19 protein-coding genes are annotated in these 22,567 nt (G+C 71.1%); 16 read left to right on the top strand and 3 right to left on the bottom strand.

The annotated features are described in order from the left end of the window. Window positions 1–1,773, bottom strand: a 1,773-nt coding sequence (locus tag OP79_RS21320; protein ID WP_063741960.1) for an ATP-binding protein, incomplete at its 3' end; no start/stop codon positions are given. A gap of 547 nt (window positions 1,774–2,320) precedes the next feature. On the opposite strand from OP79_RS21320, the gene OP79_RS21325 reads away from it, so the two are divergent. The 5 genes from OP79_RS21325 (at window position 2,321) to OP79_RS21345 (ending at window position 7,680) form a co-directional block, all read left to right on the top strand. Beyond that, the gene (locus tag OP79_RS21325) at window positions 2,321–3,127 is read left to right on the top strand and encodes a S1 family peptidase (protein ID WP_157857336.1); all 807 of its coding nucleotides are present in this window, start codon (window positions 2,321–2,323) and stop codon (window positions 3,125–3,127) included. Window positions 3,128–3,498: 371 nt separating this feature from the next. Beyond that, window positions 3,499–4,260 carry a two-component system response regulator CseB gene (gene cseB / locus OP79_RS21330; protein ID WP_033322018.1) on the top strand — a complete coding sequence of 254 codons (762 nt, stop codon included), beginning with the start codon at window positions 3,499–3,501 and terminating at the stop codon, window positions 4,258–4,260. Window position 4,261: 1 nt separating this feature from the next. Continuing rightward, window positions 4,262–5,518: a sensor histidine kinase gene (locus tag OP79_RS21335; RefSeq protein WP_033321902.1), complete on the top strand. Its 1,257-nt coding sequence runs from the start codon at window positions 4,262–4,264 to the stop codon at window positions 5,516–5,518. A gap of 139 nt (window positions 5,519–5,657) precedes the next feature. Then, a complete protein-coding gene (locus tag OP79_RS21340) occupies window positions 5,658–6,683 on the top strand; it encodes a D-alanyl-D-alanine carboxypeptidase family protein (RefSeq protein ID WP_033321903.1) in 1,026 nt (341 codons plus the stop codon). Between the two features lie 55 nt (window positions 6,684–6,738). After that, window positions 6,739–7,680 (top strand): endonuclease/exonuclease/phosphatase family protein, encoded by a 942-nt coding sequence (locus OP79_RS21345; RefSeq protein ID WP_342669540.1) that lies wholly within the window; start codon window positions 6,739–6,741, stop codon window positions 7,678–7,680. 168 nt (window positions 7,681–7,848) lie between these two features. On the opposite strand, the gene OP79_RS21350 is transcribed toward OP79_RS21345, so the two are convergent. After that, complete coding sequence (locus OP79_RS21350) at window positions 7,849–8,112, bottom strand: hypothetical protein (protein ID WP_033321904.1); 264 nt, start codon at window positions 8,110–8,112, stop codon at window positions 7,849–7,851. A 187-nt stretch (window positions 8,113–8,299) separates the two neighbouring features. Here OP79_RS21350 and OP79_RS21355 point away from each other — a divergent pair, with 187 nt between their 5' ends. The 10 genes from OP79_RS21355 to OP79_RS21400 all read left to right on the top strand — a co-directional run bounded on the left by OP79_RS21355 (window position 8,300) and on the right by OP79_RS21400 (window position 20,151). Then, window positions 8,300–9,274 carry an EamA family transporter gene (locus OP79_RS21355; RefSeq protein WP_078491918.1) on the top strand — a complete coding sequence of 325 codons (975 nt, stop codon included), beginning with the start codon at window positions 8,300–8,302 and terminating at the stop codon, window positions 9,272–9,274. Between the two features lie 143 nt (window positions 9,275–9,417). Further along, on the top strand, window positions 9,418–9,762 hold the full coding sequence (locus OP79_RS21360; protein WP_033321905.1) for a hypothetical protein: 345 nt from the start codon (window positions 9,418–9,420) through the stop codon (window positions 9,760–9,762). Window positions 9,763–9,968: 206 nt separating this feature from the next. Continuing rightward, on the top strand, window positions 9,969–10,787 hold the full coding sequence (locus OP79_RS21365; protein WP_033321906.1) for a TIGR03084 family metal-binding protein: 819 nt from the start codon (window positions 9,969–9,971) through the stop codon (window positions 10,785–10,787). Continuing rightward, window positions 10,784–12,493: an acyclic terpene utilization AtuA family protein gene (locus OP79_RS21370; protein WP_281193227.1), complete on the top strand. Its 1,710-nt coding sequence runs from the start codon at window positions 10,784–10,786 to the stop codon at window positions 12,491–12,493. Before OP79_RS21365 ends, OP79_RS21370 begins: the two co-directional genes overlap by 4 nt. Continuing rightward, window positions 12,490–14,088, top strand: coding sequence for an acyl-CoA carboxylase subunit beta (locus OP79_RS21375; RefSeq protein WP_033321908.1), 1,599 nt, complete (start codon window positions 12,490–12,492; stop codon window positions 14,086–14,088). Before OP79_RS21370 ends, OP79_RS21375 begins: the two co-directional genes overlap by 4 nt. 10 nt (window positions 14,089–14,098) lie before the next feature. Continuing rightward, a complete protein-coding gene (locus OP79_RS21380; RefSeq protein WP_033321909.1) occupies window positions 14,099–15,997 on the top strand; it encodes an acetyl/propionyl/methylcrotonyl-CoA carboxylase subunit alpha in 1,899 nt (632 codons plus the stop codon). Window positions 15,998–16,005: 8 nt separating this feature from the next. Then, entirely contained in the window at window positions 16,006–17,139 is a 1,134-nt protein-coding gene (locus tag OP79_RS21385) for an acyl-CoA dehydrogenase family protein (protein WP_033321910.1), read from the top strand. 59 nt (window positions 17,140–17,198) lie between these two features. After that, window positions 17,199–18,773 carry a 4-coumarate--CoA ligase family protein gene (locus OP79_RS21390; RefSeq protein WP_033321911.1) on the top strand — a complete coding sequence of 525 codons (1,575 nt, stop codon included), beginning with the start codon at window positions 17,199–17,201 and terminating at the stop codon, window positions 18,771–18,773. After that, window positions 18,770–19,504 (top strand): enoyl-CoA hydratase family protein, encoded by a 735-nt coding sequence (locus OP79_RS21395; protein WP_033321912.1) that lies wholly within the window; start codon window positions 18,770–18,772, stop codon window positions 19,502–19,504. The genes OP79_RS21390 and OP79_RS21395 overlap by 4 nt, the downstream gene beginning before the upstream one ends. After that, window positions 19,492–20,151 carry a TetR/AcrR family transcriptional regulator gene (locus tag OP79_RS21400; protein WP_033321913.1) on the top strand — a complete coding sequence of 220 codons (660 nt, stop codon included), beginning with the start codon at window positions 19,492–19,494 and terminating at the stop codon, window positions 20,149–20,151. The genes OP79_RS21395 and OP79_RS21400 overlap by 13 nt, the downstream gene beginning before the upstream one ends. Before the next feature lie 49 nt (window positions 20,152–20,200). Here OP79_RS21400 and pdxH read toward each other — a convergent pair whose 3' ends face one another. After that, entirely contained in the window at window positions 20,201–20,839 is a 639-nt protein-coding gene (gene pdxH / locus OP79_RS21405) for a pyridoxamine 5'-phosphate oxidase (RefSeq protein WP_211270842.1), read from the bottom strand. 358 nt (window positions 20,840–21,197) lie between these two features. Between pdxH and OP79_RS21410 the strand changes: the two genes are divergently transcribed. Next, entirely contained in the window at window positions 21,198–22,298 is a 1,101-nt protein-coding gene (locus tag OP79_RS21410) for a citrate synthase 2 (protein ID WP_033321915.1), read from the top strand. The last annotated feature ends 269 nt before the right edge of the window (window positions 22,299–22,567 follow it).

Here is a 22,567-nt window from a genome sequence, read left to right on the forward strand (position 1 = left end):
GGGTTGCGGGGTGGTCGGCTCGGGGGCGGGCGTGGTGTCTCGTACGGGGTGATCGGCGGCGTCGGCTCGTACGGCCTCGTCCGCCGGCGAGGGCTCGAAGCGCGCCGTGCTCCGTACCGCCTGGCGGAAGCTGCTGAAGCGGGCGGCGCGGGTCCGGGCGTCTTCGGCCGGGGTGGGGCGTGGTTGGGGAGTGGCGACTGCGGGGCGGGCGCGTTCGGCCTGGGCCTGGGCTTGGGTTTCTGCTTTGGCCTCGGCTTCGGCGAGGGTGCGGCCGCGGCGGCGCTTGGGGAGGCCGCCGGCGGTGTCGCGCTCGCTGTTTCTGCCGTTCCCGGTCTTGCTCTCGCCGGTGCGGTCCGGGGACTCGTGGGTGGGGACGGGCTCCGGGTCCAGGTCGGGGAGAGCGCGGGCAGTGGCGTACGACTCCGGAGTGTGAGCCGGGATCGGGACCGGGAGCCCTGGCGTGGTCCGCGGCGAGGCGGGTGCGGATTCCGGGGCGGCGGGTCCGGTGAGGCCGTATGCCCCTGGGGTCCGGGCCTGGGACTGAACCTGGCCCTCGGGCGTGGTCCGCGGCAGGGCGGGTGCGGGCTCCGGGGCGGCCGGGCCGGCGAGGATGTCCTGGGGAATGAGGACGAGGACGCCCGTACCGCCGCGCGCGGAGGGGCGGAAGGAGATCTTCAGCCCGTACTTGCGGGCGAGGCGGCCGACGACGGCGAGGCCGAGGCGGGTGCCGGTGAGGCCGCCGAGTCCGGAGTTCTCGCCGGAGACGGCGCGTTCGGCGCGGCGCAGCTGTACGTCGCCCATGACCAGGCCCGCGTCCTCGACGGAGACGATGACGCCGGCCGGCACCTCCTCCACGTAGACGTGCACTTCGGCGGTGGGCGGCGAGAAGTTCGCGGCGTTGTCGAGGAGTTCGGCGAGCGCGTGCATCACGCCCTCGGCGGCGTGCCCGGCGACCGCGGCCTCGCTGGACGAGTGGAGGCGTACGCGCTGATAGCCGCCGATCCGGCCCATCGCGCCGCGCAGGATCGACTCCATGACGATGGGCCGTGCCCAGCGGCGCCCCGAGCGTGCGCCCGTGAGAACGGCGACGGAGTCGGCGAGACGGCCCGCCTGCGCGGTGCGGTGATCGAGGTGGAGGAGGTCGGCGAGTACCTCCTCGTCGGAGTGCTTCTCCTCCATGGCCCGCAGATCGGCGAGCATGCTCGTGGCCAGGGCCTGCATCCGGCCGGCCGAGTTGGCGGCGGCCGAGACTGCGGCGGCGCCTTCGGTCCTGGCCTGGCGCAACTGCTCGGCCAGGCGGTCGTTCTCCGCGCCGAGGCGGGTGCGCTCCCGGGCGAGTTCGGTACTCAGGCGCGCCTTCTCCTGGGTGAACTGCTCGGCCCGGCGCATCAGTTCACGCTCGAACTCCTCGGCCAGGCGGGTCTGTTCGCGGCTGGCCTCCTCCGCGATACGCGCCCGCTCCTGAAGCAGCCGCCCGGCGTCGTGGGTGACCGCTTCGAGGCGGCGGCGCAACAGGCGCGCTTTCTGCGCGGCATGGCTCGCGAACGCGACGACCGCACACAGCAGCAGAGCAGCGGCGCCCGCCCCGCACGCGAGGGGTAAGCGAAACGAGTCGGGAGCCGCGACGACCGCGCCGACGACGGCGAGCGCGGCCGGTACGGCGGTGATCAGCGGCGCGAGCGCGACTGCACGCAGGCGGGGACGTTCGCCTCTGGGGTGCGCGAGGGACGGCCGATCTGTGCTGGGGCGCGCTGGAGTGATGGGCGCGGTCATGAATCGTGTCCTCGGTCGTGTCCTGGGCGGGATGCGACACCTGGTGCTCAACTGGCGGTCACTATATGGGAGTTCGTGATCGTACCGGGAAGGTTCGGGAGCGGCCTTCACAACTCGGGTACGAATGCCGTTGCCTTGCCGCCGCGCTCAGTTCAGGTGGTCCAGCCGTCGGCCGCGGCTTTCGGCGACGCGGAGTGCGTCGCGGAGGGCCTCGGTCAGCTTATCTAGAGGTCCAACTCGATGGCTGACACGTGTGTTTGGGCCGTAGACCTCTCGTGCACCTCACTGATATCCGATAGCTCACTGGCACGTTGTGTATGTGTGATCTTCAGAGCAGAGAGGGCGATCTCGCCTGTGGACGGAAGCGTCTGCTGGGTGATCGCCCCTGTTACACAGCCGAGGGGAGGCCGCGATCGGCCCGATACGGGACGGAGGCCTGCTGGAGGAATGACGGACTCACAATCCTCGTCGGAAGGGGCGGCCGGGCGTCGGCCGCCCCGCGAGTCCGCCGGGGCCGCGCCCGGTGGCAGACGGAAGTGAGTCCACCTTGCGCAAGTCAGTGAGCCGACGGGCGGTCACCTCCCTCGCGGGTGTCTGCGCGTTGGGAACCGTGTTCGCCATGGCACCCGTCGCCTCGGCGATCGTCGGTGGAGTGCCGGTACCGGACGGCGAGCGGCCCTTCGTCGTACAGATCGAGCAACAGGGCGACGACGGGACCTGGTCGCACTACTGCGGCGGAGCACTCGTCCACAGCCGCGTTGTCGCCACGGCGGCGCACTGCGCCAGGTTCGCCGAGCAGGGCATGGTCAAGATCCGGCTGGTCCTGGGGCGGACCGACTCGAGCACGCCCGGCGGAACAGTGGTGACCGGCGACCGCTTCTCCGTCTACAGCCACCCCGACTTCGACACCGCGACCAACACGGACCTGGGGCTCATCGTGCTCGACAGCTCGGTCGACCAGCCTCGCGCGGCCCTGCCACCGCTGGGAACGCAGCTGCGGCCGGGGCGTCTCGTACGCGCCGCCGGTTGGGGACGTACCGATCTCGCCGATCCGAACAAGCCGTCCCGTATGCACGAAGTGAAGTTGCCCGTCAACAAGTTCGACACGGAGGGCGGTGTCTGGGACAAGGAGTTCATCTGCGCGGGCACCGCCGAATCCCGGGTCGGCCCCGGGGACAGTGGGGGACCGTTGTTCGATACGAAGGCCTCCGGCAAAACGGTCGTGTACGGGCTCGTGACCGGCGACACGAACACCTGCACCGGGCTCTTCACGAACCTGGCCGACCCCACCATCTGGAAGCCGTTCCGCGACCCGCTCGCCTCTCATGGGCTCGGGCACGTCATCCCGGACTGAACCACACGGGTGGCGTACTGGGTCAAGGCGCTCCCTTCGGGGGCGGCTTCACTTGGATTCGATTCGACCCAAGGGGTCGACGCTCTCCGACAGGGACTCTTGCGCTGCCGACCAGTCGTCATCCAATGCCGAGTGCATGGCGAAGGTAGGCCCAGGTGACCTGCTGGATCAGGGCTACACGCTCGAGGCTTTCGTCTGTTGCTTCCCGGACCTCGTAGCCCGCGATCCCGCCGAGAGATCGCCGATACGCGGCCGATACACGGTTGAGCCTGGGCGGAGGCACGGTTCTGGCAGGGTGAGAGAGCCCCCGAACCTACCTCCGGACGGAAAAGATGCCCTCTTCAGCAGCTGACGGGGGCGCGCCCGTGTCCATGCCCGCGCCCGTGACGATCCTGCTCGTCGAGGACGACGCGGTGATCCGCAGATCCGTCACGATGGCGCTGGAGCGCTACGGCTACCGCGTCACCGCTGCCGCCGACGGCCTGACCGGACTCGAACTGTTCCGGGAGGGCCGGCACGACCTGCTGTTGCTGGACGTGATGCTGCCCGGCCTCGACGGCATCGGGCTGTGCCGCCGGATCCGGGAGACCAGCGTGGATCCCGTCCTGATGATGTCAGCGCGCGGCGACGCCCTGGACGTCGTCTCCGGCCTGGAGGCAGGGGCCGACGACTACGTGGTCAAGCCCGTCGACACCGCCGTGCTGGTGGCCCGGATCCGTTCGCTGCTGCGGCGGGCCACATTCACCCCGGCCCCCGGCCCGGCGGCCGGGCCCGTGGCCGATCGTCCGGGCCTGTCGGACCAGCCGGACCCGCCGGACCGGTCGGGGAGGCCCGGCCGCGACCGGCACGCTCGGCTCGTCTTCGGCGACCTGGTCATCGACACGGGCGGCCTGGAGGTGTTCCGGGCCGGTGAACCCGTCGCGCTGGCTCCCACCGAACTGCGGCTGCTGCTGGAGTTCGCCGCGAACCCGGGCATCGTGCTGGACCGGCAGACCCTGCTGCGCGACGTGTGGGACTACGGCTGGGACGGCGACAGCCGCGTGGTCGACCTGTGCGTGCAGCGCCTGCGGAAGAAGATCGGGGCCGAGCGGATCGAGACCGTCCGCGGCTTCGGCTACAAGCTGCGGCGCTGACGTGGAGACCGTACGCGCGCTGCCGCACTGGCGTTCGCTGCGCTGGAAGATCGCGCTGCTCGTCACCGTGGCGTGCTGTGCCATCGCGGTGACCGTCGGGCTGCTGGTCCACCGCAGCACCCTGGATCGGTCGATGAACGACGGTGCGGCCAAGGCCCTGACCCAGTTGTCCGACGCTGTGGAGGACTACGAGCGGGACGGCGTCCCGCCCGACGGTCTGGTCGTCTCGCCCGGGGAGATGCCCGACGAACTCCTGCGCCGCCTCCAGGACCGGCAGGGCAGGGCGGTCGGCTCCGCCACCTGGTACGACGGTGACACCCCCGGCGACCACCCCTCGATGTGGGCCGTTCGGACCCTCCGTGGCGCTCCCGTGGCGGTGAGCGCCGACATGACCTCCGACCTGCTCACCCGGCGGGCGCTGGACCGGCACATGTGGAAGTACTCCCTGGCGGCGCTGGCGGTCGTCGTACCGCTGTCGGCGCTCGCCGCCGAGTTGCCGAACCGGAGGCTGCGCCGGGTGGCGCGGACCGCCCGCCGGATCGCCGGGGGCGATCTGGCCGCCAGGACCGCGGCCGGTGGCCGGGGCGGTGACGAGATCACCGAGATCTCGGCCACCGTCGACTCGATGGCCGACAGTCTGCGCGAACGTCTGCTGACCGAGCAGCGCTTCACCGCCGACGTCGCCCATGAGTTGCGTACGCCACTCATGGGCTTGGTGACCGCGAGCGGGCTGCTTCCCGAGGGCGAGACCACCGACCTGGTGCGTGACCGGGTGGGGGTGCTGCGGACGCTGGTGGAGGATCTGCTGGAGATCTCCCGGCTCGACGCGGGCGCCGAGCAGGCCGAACTCAGGCCCGTACCGCTCGCCGAGATGGTCGGAGAGTCCGTGGCCCGCACCGAGCTGGACACGCGGTTCACCGCCACCGGTGCCCTGTCGGCGGAGACCGATCCGCGCCGGCTCGACCGGATCGTCGCCAACCTCGTCGTCAACGCCCACCGGCACGGCCGCACGCCCGTCGAGGTCGAGGCGGCCGGGACGACCGTGACCGTACGGGACCACGGCCCGGGCTTCCCGGCGGAGCTGCTCGCGGACGGCCCGCAGCGATTCCGCACGGGTGCGTCGGAGCGCGGCCACGGGCACGGCCTCGGGCTGACCATCGCGCTGGGGCAGGCCCGGGTCATCGGGGCGTCGCTGGAGTTCGCGAACGCTCCCGACGGCGGGGCGCTCGCCACCCTCCGGCTGCCGCCCGCGGGCTGACGCCGAACGGCCGATACCGAACGGATGCCCGGCCGAGCGGCGCCCGATCCGTGGCCGGAGCCGAGCGGAGATCCGCCCCGCGGAAGGTGGTCGACGTGCGTGAACGCCGCGCACCTGCCCCCTTGGAGGTGTCCCTCCCATGTCACCGGTTCCCTTTTCCGGAGAGCCCGGCGCAGGCCGGGCCCAGCCCTCGTGGTCCACCGGCTCATGGCTCCCGCCCCGCCGGCACGACCAGTCCGGGCGGCGCTTCACGGCCGGCCTCGCCGCGGGCGCCACCGCACTGGTCACCCTGGCGGTCCTCGCCGTCGCCGTGTTCACCTCCGGCAACAGCCCGGGAACCGGAGCGGGTTCGCTGCCGTGGCCGGCAGAGGGGCAGACGAGCGTGGTGGTCGAGGGCCTCGGCGCCCACGGTGACCTCGGTACGCGGGGCGAGCGGACACCGGTGCCGATCGCCAGCGTCACCAAGGTGATGACCGCCTACGTGATCCTCCGCGACCGTCCGCTGCGCGCGGGCGAGGACGGCCCCCTCGTCACCGTCGACCGGACCGCCGCGAACGAGTCCGTCTCGGGCGTGGAGTCGAGCGTGCCGGTCAGGGAGGGTATGCGGCTGAGTGAACGACAGCTGCTGGAACTGCTGTTGATCCCCTCCGGCAACAACATCGCCCGGCTGCTGGCCCGCTGGAACGCCGGCTCGCAGGAGGCCTTCGTCACGAAGATGAACCGGGCCGCCCGTGACCTGGGCATGCGCCACACCACCTACACCGGCGCCAGCGGCATCGAACCCACGACCACCAGCACCTCGGCCGACCAGCTGAGGCTGGCCCGCCGGGTCATGCGCGACGAGGTGTTCCGGACCATCGTCGCCATGCCCAGCACCACCGTGCCCGGTGTCCCCGGGACGATCCGCAACACCAACACCCTGCTCGGCACGGCGAGCGTGATCGGCCTCAAGACCGGCTCCAGCACTCCCGCCGGTGGCGCCCTGATGTGGGCGGCCACCGCGTCCGACAAGGACGGCCGGGACCGGCTGATCCTCGGAGTGGTGCTGCACCAGCGCGTCGGCACCGACCCCCGGCAGGGGCTGCGGGCCGCTCTCGCCACGAGCCACGCGCTGATCGAGGGCGTACGGCGATGGCTATCGACGACCTCGCCCGGAACACGGTGAGACGGCAGTGACAAACTCCCTCGACACCGCGCCCGCCCGACCGGAACCCGATTCCATCCGCCCACGGAACGAGGACACCGGCGTCCGGCGGCCGCCGCTGGTCCTCGGCTCGCTCGCGGTCCTGGCCACGCTGGTGATGCTGGGCCACGCCCTCGTCCCCAACCGGGTCGGCCGTCTCGGCAGCCTCGTCGAGACCTTCCTGCCCTGGACGGGTCTGGCCGTGCCGCTGCTGCTCCTGTGCGCCCTGGCCCGCCGGTCCAGGGCCGCCGCCGTATCCGTGCTGCTGCCGGCCGTCGTCTGGTGCTCGCTCTTCGGCGGGACACTCGTCGACAAACGGGAGGACGGCGGCAACCTGACCGTCGTGACGCACAACGTCAACGAACACAATCCGCGGCCGGTGCGCACCGCCCATGCCCTGGCCGCCTCCGGCGCGGACGTGGTGGCTCTCGAAGAGCTGGGCGGCCTGTCGACAGCGACGTACGAGAGAACGCTGGCCGACACCTACCCGTACCACTCCGTGCAGGGCACGGTCGGTCTGTGGAGCAGGTATCCGGTCGCCGACGCCCGTGCGGTCGACATCGCGCCCTGGCCACGTGCCCTGCGCGCCACAGTCCGCACGCCCGAGGGACCGGTCGCGGTCTTCGTCGTCCATCTGATGTCCGTCCGCTTCACCGCCGGTTCGGGGTTCACCTCCGACGCACGTGACGCAGCCGCGCGGCGACTCACCGCCGCCGTGCGCGCCGAGCCGCTCCCCCGCACGATCCTCGTGGGCGACCTGAACGGTACGACCGACGACCGGGCGTTTTCCGGGCTCACCTCCCAACTGCGGTCCGTGCAGGCCGAGTCGGGCGCGGGGTTCGGTGCCAGCTGGCCGGCCTCGTTCCCGGTGGCCCGGATCGACCACATCCTCGTACGCGGTGTGGAGTCGCGGTCCGCCTGGACCCTCCCGGCCACCGGCAGCGACCACCTGCCGGTGGCGGCGTCGGTGCGGGTGTGAGCGCGGGCTTCCGGAACGGCTAGCTTGATCTCCTGGAACTGGCTGCCCCTGCGCGCTTGCGCTCCGAGCGCACAGGGGCAGCCCTCCGTTCCCGCCTTCTCTCAACGGAATGTGCCCAACGTCCCTCACCCCCTGAAGCGCCATAACCTGCGCAAATGCTCGACAGCTCTAGATGACCGAGGCTCCCGCCTCGGTCATGCGGCGGTCGAGTTCGGCGTCGAGACTCGTCTCCTCCGTCGGCGTGGGGTCGTAACCGTTCCATTCGCGCAGCATCTCGCAGGTCCGCTCGGCGCGCTTCGCCCGCTCGGCGGGAGTGAGGAGCGTCCCGACGAGGTGAGCGAGGTAGGCGCGCAGGGACATGCCTTCGCCTGCCGCTATGGCGGCGAGCCGATCGCGGACGGCGGTGGGGATGCGAATGTTCGCGTCAGTCATGGTGGCCTCCTGGCCGCCAGGGTGCGCGTGCGTACCCGTAGTCGCGCAAGCCTCATGCCCGACATGAGTGACCATTCGAACGGGCGAGCCTTGACGTCGTTCGTAAGCTGCTAAATACGTTTACGCCCCTGGGAAAGGTCATTACTCTGCACATTGAAGTGCAGCATACTGAACAGCCTCGTCCTGGATGGCCCTTGTGAATTCCCCCCGCTCAGACCGGTCCCCGTCGGCTGACGTAGCCCCGGGTGCCGCCAAGCCGCCGGAAGCAGTCGCGGCGCCCGACCAGTCGGGCCCGAGGCGGCGATGGGGCTCCCTCGGCCCCGTCGGGCTGGTGCTCGCCGGATGCGTGTCCGTTCAGTTCGGTGGGGCGCTTGCCGTGAGTCTGATGTCGCGGGCCGGGGCGCTCGGGGTGGTGAGCCTGCGGCTCATGATCGCCGCCCTCGTGCTGCTCGTCGTCTGCCGGCCCCGGCTGCGCGGGCATTCGCGGGCCGACTGGGGGACCGTCGTCCTCTTCGGGATCACCTTGGCCGCCATGAACGGGCTCTTCTACCAGGCCGCCGCCCGCATCCCGCTCGGCCCCGCCGTCACCCTGGAAGTGCTCGGACCCCTCGCGCTCTCCGTACTGGCCTCCCGTCGCGCGATCAACCTCCTCTGGGCCGGTCTCGCCCTCGCGGGCGTCTTCCTGCTCGGCGGCGGGGGCTTCGACAGGCTCGATCCGGTCGGCGTCGCCTTCGCCCTGTCCGCGGGGGCGATGTGGGCCGCGTACATCATCTTCAGCGTGCGTACGGGCCGCCGGTTCCCCCAGGCCGACGGGCTCGCGCTGGCCATGGCGATCGGGGCGGTGCTCTTCCTCCCGCTGGGCATCGTCGAGGCGGGAGCGAAGCTCCTGAACCCGACCACGCTCGCCCTCGCCGCCGCCGTGGCCATGCTCTCCTCCGTCCTCCCGTACACCTTCGAAATCGTCGCCCTGCGCCGCCTGCCCGCCTCCACCTTCGCGATCATGATGAGCCTCGAACCGGCCATCGCCGCCATCGCCGGTTTCCTCATCCTCAGCCAGGCCCTCACCCTGACGGAGTCCCTCGCGATCGGTCTGGTCATCGCGGCGAGCATGGGCGCGATGCGGACGCAGGTCGGGCGGGGGAAGGCCCGGAACGTCAACTGAGTCGTCGTACGGCTCCCCGTGGCTGTGACGCGCGCCACACGTGCGAATGTCATACGAGCGAGCCGCCCGCGTCGTGTCGGAAGTGCGTGTGTCCGCATGCGCACCGCAAGGAAGACACAGACCACACCACGGGGTGATTCACCATGCGAAAGACCCTTTCCCTCCTCGCCGTTGCCGCCGGAGCCGTCGCCGCGCTCGGTCTCGCCGGGCCCGCCGCGCAGGCACAGGACGCGGGGGACGTTCAGGCGCAGGACGTGAACTGCGAGACCGGCATCAGTGAGAGCGACGACCTGGAGGGCTATGCCCTCTGCGACAACAACACCGGCGGCCCGATCGAGTTCCGCGTGAACCTCGTCTGCGGCTGGTCGGCCGACGTCTCCAGCGACTGGGTCCGCCTGGAGCCCGGCACGGGCGCACAGGCGGTCGCGGCCTGCCCGTCGCTGAGCACCGGCATCGGTGAGATCAGCGCGGAGCACCGGCCGGTCTGACGAGCCGGTCTCACGAGCCGAGCCGGTCTGACGAGCCGGTCTCGCGAGCACTGCGCGAGGGTCCGCACGCTCCATGCGTGCGGGCCCTCGTGTGTCTTGAGCCGCACCTCGAAAACCATTCCAAGCACGCTTGCTTGTTTTTGCGACCACTGTCATGCTCCAGAACACACCGCGCCGCACACCGCTGCCCCCGGAGGGAAGCCCCCGTGTCCGACCCGACGCCCGTACTCGACGACCTCCGCGAGGAAGGCAACGAACTCGACCGACTCGTAAGGGAGTTGAGCGAGGAGGAGTGGGCGCGTGCGACGCCCGCGCCCGGCTGGAGCGTCGCCCACCAGATCGCGCACCTCGCCTGGACCGACCGGGCCGCGCTGCTCGCCGTCACCGACGCCGAGGCGTTCGCGACGTACGCGCAGAAGGCCCTCGCCTCACCGGCCACCTTCGTCGACGAGGGAGCCGAGGAGGACGCCGGACTCCCGCCCGCCGAACTCCTGGCCCGCTGGCGTCACAGCCGGGCGGTCCTGCAGGTCGCGCTGCGAGCGGCAGCGCCCGGCGCGCGCTTCGGCTGGTTCGGGCCGCCGATGTCCACCGCCTCCATGGCCACCGGGCGGATCATGGAAACCTGGGCCCACGGGCAGGACATCGCCGACGCGCTCGGCGTCGTACGCACCCCCACCGCCCGGCTCCGCCACGTCGTCCGCATCGGCGTCCGGGCGCGCGACTTCGCCTTCGCCGTACGGGGGTTGAGCGCGCCGGAAGAGGAGTTCCGCGTCGAGCTCGTGGCGCCGTCGGGGGGCGACGACGGGAGCGACGACGTATGGACGTACGGCCCCGAAGACGCACCCCAGCGCGTCACAGGACCCGCGCTCGACTTCTGCCTGCTGGTCACCCAGCGGGCCCACCGCGCCGACCTCGCCGTGCACGCCGAAGGGCCGGACGCCGACCGGTGGCTGGACATCGCCCAGGCCTTCGCGGGACCACCGGGGGCGGGGCGCGAGCCCAAGGCCAAGGGGGCCGCCGGGTGAGCCCGGGCCGCCGGGTGAGCGCGGAGCAGCCCCCGCCCCTCCGCATCGGCAACGCCTCCGGCTTCTACGGCGACCGCTTCGACGCGATGCGCGAGATGCTCACCGGCGGCCCCCTGGACGTCCTCACCGGCGACTACCTCGCCGAACTCACCATGCTCATCCTGGGCCGCGACCGCCAGAAGGACCCCGGCGCCGGATACGCCCGCACCTTCCTGCGGCAACTGGAGGAGTGCCTCGGGCTCGCACACGAGCGGGGCGTCCGGATCGTCGCCAACGCGGGCGGCCTCAATCCGGCCGGACTGGCGGACGCCGTACGGCAGTTGGCCGACCGGCTCGGTGTCCCGGTCCGCGTCGCCCATGTCGAGGGCGACGACCTCCACAGCCGGTATCCGGACAGCCTCGCCGCCCACGCCTACCTCGGCGGCTTCGGCATCGCCGCCTGTCTGCGGGAGGGCGCGGACATCGTCGTCACCGGGCGGGTGACGGACGCCGCCCTGGTCACCGGGCCCGCCGTCGCCCACTTCGGGTGGGAGCCCGGCGAGTACGACCGGCTCGCGGGCTCCGTCGTCGCCGGGCACGTGCTGGAGTGCGGGGCACAGGCGACCGGCGGCAACTACGCGTTCTTCGGCGAGAGCGGCGCCACGCGCCCCGGCTTCCCGCTCGCCGAGCTCCACGAGGACGGCACCTGCGTCATCACCAAGCACCCCGGCACCGGCGGCCTCGTCGACGTCGGCACGGTGACGGCCCAACTGCTGTACGAGACGGCGGGCGCCCGGTACGCGGGACCGGATGTCACCGCTCGCCTGGACACCGTACGGCTCACGCAGGACGGCCCCGACCGCGTCCGGGTCGACCGCGTCCGGGGCGAGGCCCCGCCCCCGGCCCTCAAGGTCGGCGTCAACCGTCTCGGGGGCTTCCGCAACGAGGTCGTCTTCGTCCTGACCGGTCTTGAGATCGAGTCCAAGGCGGCCCTCGTACGGAGTCAGATGCGGGACGTGTTCGCCAAGTCCCGTCCCGCAGAGGTGCGGTGGGACCTCGTCCGCACCGACCGGCCCGACGCCTCGACCGAGGAGACCGCGAGCGCGCTGCTCCGGCTGGTCGTACGGGACCCGGTCCAGGAGAACGTCGGACGGGTGCTGAGCGGAGCCGCCGTGGAACTCGCGCTCGCCAGCTATCCCGGCTTCCATGTGCTGGCGCCACCGGGGAAGGGCACGCCCTATGGGGTCTTCGAGGGTGTGTACGTCCCCCACGGTGCCGTCGACCATGTGGCCGTCCTCCACGACCGGCGCCGGATCACTGTGCCGCCGGCCCACGACACCGCCGTACTCGACGACGTTCCGGAGCCGCCCCTGCCGGAGCCCTTGCCTCCCGGGGCCACGCAGCGCGTCCCACTCGGCCTTGTCGCGGGTGCCCGCAGCGGGGACAAGGGCGGGAACGCCAACGTCGGCGTCTGGGTGCGGACGGACGACGCCTGGCGCTGGCTCGCGCACACCCTCACCGTCGACCGCTTCCGCGAACTCCTCCCGGAAACGGCCGACTTGACCGTCGTACGCCACGTACTGCCCAACCTCCGCGCCCTCAACTTCGTCGTCGAAGGACTCCTCGGCGAGGGTGTCGCCTCACAGCACCGCTTCGACCCGCAAGCCAAGGCCCTCGGCGAATGGCTCCGCTCCCGTCACCTGGACATCCCGGAGGTGCTCCTATGACCGTCCTGGCGTCCACGCTCGACACCACCGGCCCCGACTACACGGCCAATCGCGAGGCCATGCTCACCAAGCTCGCCGAACTCGACGCCGAGCACGCGAAGGCCCTCGCGGGCGGCGGCGAGAAGTACGTCGCCCGGCACCGCGAGCGCGGCAAGCTGCTCGCCCGCGAACGCATCGAGCTGCTGCTGGACCCGGACACGCCGTTCCTGGAGCTCAGCCCGCTCGCCGCCTGGGGAAGCGACTACGCGGTGGGCGCCTCGCTCGTCACCGGGATCGGTGTCGTCGAGGGTGTCGAGTGCCTGATCACCGCGAACGACCCGACCGTACGCGGCGGCGCCAGCAATCCCTGGAGTCTGAAGAAGGCCCTGCGGGCCAACGACATCGCGCTCACCAACCGGCTGCCGTGCATCAGCCTGGTCGAGTCGGGTGGCGCCGATCTGCCCTCCCAGAAGGAAATCTTCATCCCCGGGGGCGCGATTTTCCGCGACCTCACCCGGCTGTCCGCCGCCGGGATCCCGACCGTGGCGGTCGTCTTCGGGAACTCCACCGCGGGAGGCGCGTACATCCCCGGCATGTCCGACCACGTGATCATGGTCAAGGAACGGGCGAAGGTGTTCCTCGGCGGGCCACCCCTGGTGAAGATGGCCACCGGCGAGGAGAGCGACGACGAGTCCCTTGGCGGCGCCGAGATGCACGCGCGCGTGTCGGGTCTCGCGGACCACTTCGCGGTCGACGAACCGGACGCCCTCCGCCAGGCGCGCCGCGTGATCGCCCGCCTCAACCACCGCAAGGCGTACGGCGATCCGGGCCCGGCCGCGCCCCCCAAGTACGACGAGGACGAGCTCCTGGGGATCGTGCCCGGCGACCTGAAGGTGCCCTTCGACCCGCGCGAGGTCATCGCCCGTATCGTCGACGGCTCCGACTTCGACGAGTTCAAGCCGCTCTACGGGACGAGCCTCACCACCGGGTGGGCCACGCTTCACGGCTATCCGGTGGGCGTGCTGGCCAACGCCCAAGGGGTGCTGTTCAGCGAGGAGTCCCAGAAGGCGGCCCAGTTCATCCAGCTCGCCAACCAGCGCGACATCCCGCTGCTGTTCCTGCACAACACCACCGGCTACATGGTCGGCAAGGAGTACGAGCAGGGCGGCATCATCAAGCACGGCGCGATGATGATCAACGCCGTGTCCAACTCGACGGTCCCGCACCTCTCTGTGCTCATGGGGGCCTCGTACGGAGCCGGTCACTACGGGATGTGCGGGCGGGCGTACGACCCGCGCTTCCTGTTCGCCTGGCCCAGCGCCAAGTCGGCCGTCATGGGGCCTCAGCAGCTCGCAGGGGTCCTGTCGATCGTGGCCCGGCAGTCGGCCGCCGCCAAGGGGCAGCCGTACGACGAGGAGGGCGACGCGGCGCTGCGCGCCATGGTGGAGCAGCAGATCGAAGCCGAGTCCCTGCCGATGTTCCTGTCCGGGCGGCTGTACGACGACGGGGTCATCGACCCGCGCGACACCCGCACCGTCCTCGGCCTGTGCCTGTCCGCGATCCACACGGCGCCCTATGAGGGCGTACGCGGTGGCTTCGGCGTCTTCCGGATGTGAGGGGGTCCCCGTGATTTCCAGTGTGCTGGTCGCCAACCGGGGCGAGATCGCCTGCCGTGTCTTCCGCACGTGTCGTGAGTTGGGTATCCGAACGGTCGCCGTGTACTCGGACGCCGACGAAAGCGCCCTCCACGCGCGCGTGGCCGACGCGGCGGTACGCCTCCCCGGTGCGGCGCCTTCGGACACGTATCTGCGCGGCGAGCTGATCGTGAAGGCGGCGCTGAGCGCGGGAGCGGATGCCGTGCACCCCGGATACGGCTTCCTCTCCGAGAACGCCGACTTCGCCCGAGCCGTCCTCGACGCGGGCCTCGTCTGGATCGGGCCGTCGCCCGAGGCGATCGAGGCGATGGCCTCCAAGACGCGTGCCAAGGAGCTGATGGGGCTCGCCTCGCTGACCGATGCCAAGGACGTCAAGGAGGACGATCTGCCCGTGCTGGTGAAGGCCGCCGCGGGCGGCGGCGGTCGCGGCATGCGTGTCGTACGCCGACTCGCCGACCTGGAAGGCGAGCTGGCTGCGGCGCGGGCCGAGGCCCTGAGTGCCTTCGGAGACGACGAGGTGTTCATCGAGCCCTACGTGGAGGGCGGCCGGCATGTCGAGGTCCAGATCCTGGCCGACGCGCACGGCACGGTGTGGCCGCTCGGCACCCGCGACTGCTCCCTCCAGCGCCGCCACCAGAAGGTGATCGAGGAGGCCCCGGCCCCGGGTTTGACATCCGAACTGACCGACTCCTTGTGCGCGATGGCCGTACGCGCCGCCCGCGCGGTCGACTACGTGGGCGCGGGCACGGTCGAGTTCCTCGTCGCCGACGATCCTGCGGCCGACCCCGGGGCCGGGGCGAAGGCCCACTTCCTGGAGATGAACACGCGCCTCCAGGTCGAACACCCCGTCACGGAGGCGGTGTTCGGCCTCGACCTCGTGGCCCTCCAGATCCGGGTCGCCGAGGGCGCCGCCCTCGAAACCGCCCCTCCACGCGCGCGTGGCCACGCGATCGAGGCCCGCCTGTACGCGGAGGACCCCGCGAACGGCTGGACCCCGCAGACCGGCACCCTGCACCGCCTCACCGTCCCCGACGTCCGCCTGGACACCGGCTACGAGGACGGCGACGAGATCGGCGTCCACTACGACCCGATGCTCGCCAAGGCCGTCGCCTATGCCCCCACGCGCGCGGAGGCCCTGCGCAAGCTGGCAGGCGCCCTGGAGAGGGCGACGATCCACGGTCCGGTCACCAACAGGGACCTCCTCGTACGCTCGCTCAGACACCCGGAGTTCGCGACGGCCCACATGGACACGGGCTTCTACGACCGGCACCTGCCCGAGCTGACCAGCTTTGGGTCGGGCGCCCCGTACGCACCCCTGGCAGCCGCCCTCGCCGACGCCCACGGCCGCTCCCGCTTCGGCGGCTGGCGCAACCTCCCCTCGCAGCCCCAGCTCAAGCGCTACCGCGACGAGGCGACCGGCACCGAGCACGAGGTCCGCTACCGGCACACGCGGGACGGCCTGACCGCTGACGGGGTACGCGTCCTGCGCACGGCCACCGACCTGGTGGTACTCGAAGCAGACGGCGTACGGCGGCACTTCGAGGTGACGAGGTACGGCGACGAGGTGTACGTGAACAGCACCGCGCTCACGGCCCTGCCCCGCTTCCCCGACCCCACGGCCCAGCAAGAGCCGGGCTCCCTGCTCGCACCGATGCCGGGCACGGTCGTACGGGTCGCCGAGGGCCTCACCGAGGGATCCCCTGTGCGGGCAGGAGAGCCCCTCATCTGGCTGGAGGCGATGAAGATGGAACACAAGATCTCCGCCCCCGTCTCAGGGACGCTCAGCGCCCTGCACGCAACTCCAGGCCGACAGGTGGAGGTCGGCACCTTGCTGGCGGTGGTCCAGGACAACGAGCCCCCTTCTCCCTGAGGAGCCCCATGCCCCCCGTAGTGGAAACCGAAGAACACACAGCCCTGCGAGCAGCGGTCGCAGCCCTCGGCAAACGCCACGGCCGCAACCACGCCCCCGACGAACTCTGGTCGGAAACAGCCAAACTCGGCTACCTGGGAGTCAACCTCCCCGAGGAACACGGCGGCGGAGGCGGCGGCATATCCGAACTCTCCATAGTCCTGGAGGAGTTGGGAGCCGCAGGCTGCCCCCTCCTCATGATGATCGTGTCGCCGGCGATCTGCGGCACGGTGATCGCCCGCTTCGGCACCGACACCCAGAAACAGGAATGGCTCCCAGGCCTGGCAGACGGCTCTCGCCTCATGGCCTTCGGCATCACCGAACCAGACGCCGGTTCCAACAGCCACCGCCTCACCACCACAGCCCGCCGCGACGGCACCGACTGGCTCCTCACCGGCCGCAAGGTCTTCATCTCCGGCGTGGACAAGGCCGACGCCACCCTCATCGTCGGCCGCACGGAGGACGCGCGAACAGGCAGGCTCAAGCCCTGCCTGTTCATCGTCCCGCGGGACGCGCCCGGCTTCGAACACCGGCGCATCGACATGGAACTCCACACCACGGAGTACCAGTTCGAGCTCACCCTCGACGACGTACGCCTGCCCGCGGGCGCCCTCGTCGGCGACGAGGACGCCGGACTGCTCCAGCTCTTCGCGGGCCTCAACCCGGAGCGCGTCATGACCGCCGCGTTCGCGATCGGCATGGGCCGTTACGCGCTCTCCAGGGCGGTCGAATACGCCCGCGAGCGCACCGTCTGGAAGGAACCCATCGGCGCCCACCAGGCCATCGCGCACCCCCTCGCCCAGGCCCACATCGACCTCGAACTCGCCCGCCTGATGATGCAGAAGGCTGCCGCCCTGTACGACGCGGGCGACGACACCGCCGCCGGAGAGGCCGCCAACATGGCGAAGTACGCGGCGGGCGAGGCGTGCGTGAAAGCCGTCGACCAGGCCGTGCACACCCTCGGCGGCAACGGCCTGACCAGCGAGTTCGGCCTCGCCTCGCTCATCACGGCGTCCCGCGTGGCCCGCATCGCCCCCGTCAGCCGGGAGATGATTCTCAACTACGTCTCCCACCAGACCCTGGGCTTGCCCAAGTCCTATTAGGCCGTGCAACAGTCCTGCCAGGCAGTACAGCGCCGTACAACGCCGCCCCAGGAGGAACCATGTTCCGCAGCGAGTACGCAGACGTCCCAGCCGTAGAAGAACCCATCCACGAGGCGGTCCTGGGCCGCGCCGCCGAACGGGGCGACACACGGGCCCTCATCGACGGCGTGGAGGGTACGACCCTCACGTACGCCCAACTCGACACGTTCCACCGGCGGATCGCCGCCGCGCTCGCCGAGGCGGGCGTCCGCAAGGGGGACGTACTGGCCTTGCACAGCCCGAACACCATCGCCTACCCCGCCGCGTTCTACGCCGCCACGCGCGCCGGGGCGTCGGTCACCACCGTGCATCCGCTCGCCACGGCCGAGGAGTTCGGCAAGCAACTGCGGGACAGCGCCGCCCGCTGGATCGTCACCGTGTCACCCCTCCTCCAGACGGCGCGCACGGCGGCCGAACTCGCGGGCGGCGTCCAGGAGATCTTCGTCTGCGACCAGGCCGAAGGGCACCGCTCGCTGCTCGACATGCTCGGCTCGACGGCCCCCGAGCCCGACGTGGACATCGACCCCGTAGAGGACGTCGCGGCCCTCCCGTACTCCTCCGGGACGACCGGCGTCCCCAAGGGCGTGATGCTCACCCACCGGTCCATCGCCACCAACCTCGCGCAGCTCGCGCCCACCATGCCGATGGGCCCGGGCGACCGCATCCTCGCCGTACTGCCGTTCTTCCACATCTACGGGCTGACGGCTCTCATGAACGCGCCCCTGAGGCAGGGGGCCACGGTCGTCGTGCTGCCCCGATTCGACCTCGACACGTTCCTCTCCGCCATCGAGAAACACCGCATCACAGGGCTGTACGTGGCCCCGCCGATCGTGCTCGCCCTTGCCAAGCACCCCGCCGTCGACGGCTACGACCTGTCGTCCCTGGAGTACATCATCAGCGCGGCGGCACCCCTGGACGCCGAGCTGGCAGCCGCCTGTTCGCGCAGGCTGGGACTGCCGCCCGTCGGCCAGGCGTACGGCATGACGGAACTCTCGCCCGGCACCCACGTCGTCCCCCGGGACTCTGCGAACCCGCCCCCCGGAAGCGTCGGAAAACTCATCGCCGGCACGGAGATGCGCATTCTCTCCCTGGACGACCCGTCCAAGGACGTCGGCGTGGGGGAGCGCGGCGAGATCGCCATCCGCGGACCGCAGATCATGAAGGGTTACCTGGGACGCCCCGAGACCACCGCCGCGATGATCGACGAGGACGGCTGGCTGCACACCGGAGACGTCGGTTACGTCGACGCCGAGGGCTGGCTGTTCGTCGTCGACCGCGTCAAGGAGCTGATCAAGTACAAGGGCTTCCAGGTGGCCCCCGCAGAACTCGAGGCCCTCCTGCTGACACACCCCGGCATCGCCGACGCCGCCGTCATCGGGGTCTACGACTCCGACAACAACGAAGTCCCGCACGCCTACGTAGTGCGCCAGCCGACGGCAGGCGACCTCACCGAAGCCGAGGTCATGCAGTACGTCGCCGAACGCGTCGCCCCGTACAAGAAGATCCGGCACGTCGACTTCATCGGCGGGGTGCCCAGGGCGGCCTCCGGGAAGATCCTGCGCCGCGAACTGCGGGACCTGAGGGAGCGCGCATGACCCTGGTGCGCCAGTCGCACGAGCGCGGCATCACCACCCTCACCCTCGACTCACCGGCCAACCGCAACGCCCTGTCGATCGCCCTCGTGGCCGAACTGGCGGACGCGCTGAAGCAGTGCGGCAAGGACGGCGACGTACGCGCCGTCGTCCTCACCCACACCGGGAACACGTTCTGCGCGGGCGCCGACCTGCGCCACACGCCGCAGCCGACGGCGCTCGTCCGGCTGCTGAAGCGGATCATCGAGCTGCGCAAACCCGTCGTGGCCCGCCTCACCGGACACGTACGGGCGGGCGGCCTCGGCCTGCTCGGCGCCTGCGACATCGCGGTCGCCTCCGCCGAGGTCACCTTCGCCTTCACGGAGGTACGCATCGGTGTCGCGCCCGCCGTCATCTCGCTGCCGCTCCTGCCCCGCACCGACCCGCGCGCCCTGGCCCGCTACTACCTCACCGGCGAGGACTTCGGATCGGCCGAAGCGGCCCGCATCGGCCTGCTGACGGCGGCCGGCAGCGACGTCGACGAGGTACTCGAACCCATCCTCGACGGCCTGCGCCGTGCCTCCCCCCAAGGCCTGCGGGAGACGAAACGGCTGCTCACGGCTAAGGTGCTGAAATCCTTCCACCAGGACGCCGGCGAACTGGCCGGGCTCTCGGCCCGGCTGTTCGCCTCCGCCGACGCCCGCGAGGGAATGACGGCCTTCCTCGAACGACGGGATCCCCCATGGGTGCTGTGAACACCGACGTCGTGGACCACGCCCCCAAACAGGACCGCGCCCCCAAACAGGACCGCGCCCCCAAACAGGACCGCGCCCCCAAGCAGGACCGCAGCCGCGCCACCCGCAAGCGCCTCCTGGAGGCCGCCGTCGCCTGCCTCGCCGAGCACGGCTGGGCGGGCTCCACGGTCTCCGTCGTCGCCGAATGCGCCGGTGTCTCACGCGGTGCCGCCCAGCACCACTTCCCGACCCGCGAGGACCTCTTCACGGCAGCGGTCGAGTACGTCGCCGAACAGCGCTCCACCGCCCTGCGCGCCCTCTTCCCCGACGGCCCCACGGACCGCCGCGCCGTCGTCCGCGCCCTCGTCGACCTCTACACCGGCCCACTCTTCCGGGCCGCCCTCCACCTCTGGGTCGCCGCCTCCAACGAGGACCAGCTCCGCCCCCGCGTCACGGAGCTGGAGGCCCGCGTCGGCCGCGAAACCCACCACATCGCCGTGGACCTCCTCGGCGCCGACGAATCCCGCCCCGGCGTCCGCGAAACCGTCCAGGGCTTCCTCGACATGGGCCGCGGTCTCGGCCTCGCGAACCTGCTCACGGATGACGGGGCGAGGCGGGAGCGGATCGTCGCGCAGTGGGCGAAGCTCCTGGACGACGTACTGGACTGACCGACCGCGGACGGGACGGTATCGACCGGTCACGGACCGAGTCGCCTGCTCAGGGACTGAGCCGCTCCACCCGCCACCCGCCCTCGGGGGTCGCGACGTACCGCAGCCGGTCGTGCAGCCGGTTCTCCCGCCCCTGCCAGAACTCGACCGCCTGCGGCTCGACACGGAAACCACCCCAGTTCGGCGGCACCGGAACCTGCTCACCCTCCGGGTAACGGGCGGCCAACGCGGCGTACGCCGCGTCCAGTTCGGCCCGCGAGGCGACCACAGCGGACTGCGCGCTGGCCCAGGCGCCGAGCTGGGAGCCATGCGGACGGGTCCGGAAATACGCCGCCGTCTCGTCACGCCCCGTACGCCGCGCGACACCACTGACGACGACCTGGCGGGCCAGCGCATGCCACGGGAACAGCAGCGAGACGTACGCGTTCTCCGCCAGGTCGCGCGCCTTACGGGACTCGTAGTTCGTGTAGAAGACGAAGCCCCGCTCGTCGTACTGCTTCAGCAGCACCGTCCGCGAACTCGGCCGGCCCTCCGCGTCCGCCGTGGACACGACCATGGCGTTCGGCTCGTACACCGCGCCCTGCAACGCGGCCTGCGCCGCCTGCCGGAACCAGCGCGCGAACTGCTCCACCGGGCCGTCGGCCAGCTCGGTCTCGTCGAGTCCCTCGGCCCGGTACTGCTTGCGCATCAGGGCCGGATCGAGGACAGGGTCATGGTCATGGTCGGTCACGCGGTCATCTTGCCGTATCCCGATCGCCGCATACCGAGGGTTACCCGGTGGGCGTGTGCTTCGTCACACGTGGCACTGAGTGCCGCGAACTCTCCCCAAAGATGGCACCAAGGGATATCGTCCTGTGGCCGAAACGGGTGACCGCCCGCCGCAGCGGGCATCACCGGGGTACGCACGCACGTGCGGACCGCGAGTCCAGCAGTGACCGTGGAACCGCACGTCGGCAACCCGACCATCACCGACGTACGCACACCCAGCAACTCCAAACGCAACCCCCACAACGCCACCCGTCGCACACATCATGAGGAGCCGCCTGATGTCCGACTTCGTACCCGGACTCGAGGGAGTCATCGCTTTCGAGACGGAGATCGCCGAACCGGACAAGGAGGGCGGCGCCCTGCGATACCGGGGCGTCGACATCGAGGATCTGGTCGGCCACGTCTCGTTCGGAAACGTCTGGGGCCTGCTCGTCGACGGCGCCTTCAACCCCGGCCTGCCGCCCGCCGAGCCCTTCCCGATCCCCGTCCACTCCGGCGACATCCGCGTGGACGTCCAGTCGGCCCTCGCCATGCTGGCGCCCGTCTGGGGCCTGAAACCCCTGCTGGACATCGACGAGCAGCAAGCCCGCGAAGACCTCGCCCGCGCCGCCGTCATGGCCCTCTCCTACGTCGCCCAGTCCGCCCGCGGCCCCGGCATGCCCATGGTCCCGCAGCGCGAGATCGACAAGGCCCAGTCCGTCGTAGAACGCTTCATGATCCGCTGGCGCGGCGAACCCGACCCCAAGCACGTCGCCGCGGTCGACGCGTACTGGACGTCGGCCGCCGAACACGGCATGAACGCGTCCACCTTCACGGCGCGCGTGATCGCGTCGACCGGCGCAGACGTGGCGGCAGCACTTTCTGGTGCGGTCGGCGCGATGTCCGGCCCCCTCCACGGCGGCGCCCCCTCCCGCGTACTCGGCATGATCGAGGAGATCGAACGCACCGGGAACGCCGACGCCTACGTACGCCAAGCCCTCGACAAGGGCGAACGCCTCATGGGCTTCGGCCACCGCGTCTACCGCGCCGAAGACCCCCGCGCCCGAGTCCTCCGCCGCACCGCCCGCGAACTCGGCGCCCCCCGCTTCGAAATCGCCGAAGCCCTGGAAAAGGCAGCCCTCGCCGAACTCCACGCCCGCCGCCCCGACCGCGTCCTGGCGACCAACGTCGAGTTCTGGGCCGCCATCGTCCTCGACTTCGCCGAAGTCCCGGCCCACATGTTCACATCCATGTTCACCTGCGCCCGCACGGCAGGCTGGTCCGCCCACATCCTGGAACAGAAGCGCACCGGCCGCCTCGTACGGCCGTCCGCGCGCTATGTGGGCCCGGGCACGCGCGACCCGCGCGAAATCGAGGGCTACGGGGACATCGCGCACTGAGTGCACTGAGTCCTCGCGTACCTGGGGCGCTGGAACGCAGACGACCCGCGAGCTCTGGTCCCCTCCGAGGAGGGAGCCGGCCGGACTTACCGGCGAGCTCGCGGGTCGGGTGACTGCTTGAGATTGGGCCGGCTGCGCGTAGCTATCCCGCGCTGGTCCGGCACCGCACTGGGTGTGGTGACGGGCCGCTAGCCCGCAGCCACCTCTCCTGTCCGGTTTTCATACATCTGCCGAACCACCTCCCTTCTGGATTAGCCACACCCTAGGAA

The sequence above is a fragment of the Streptomyces yerevanensis genome (genome assembly GCF_000716805.1).
Lineage (GTDB): Bacteria > Actinomycetota > Actinomycetes > Streptomycetales > Streptomycetaceae > Streptomyces > Streptomyces flaveus.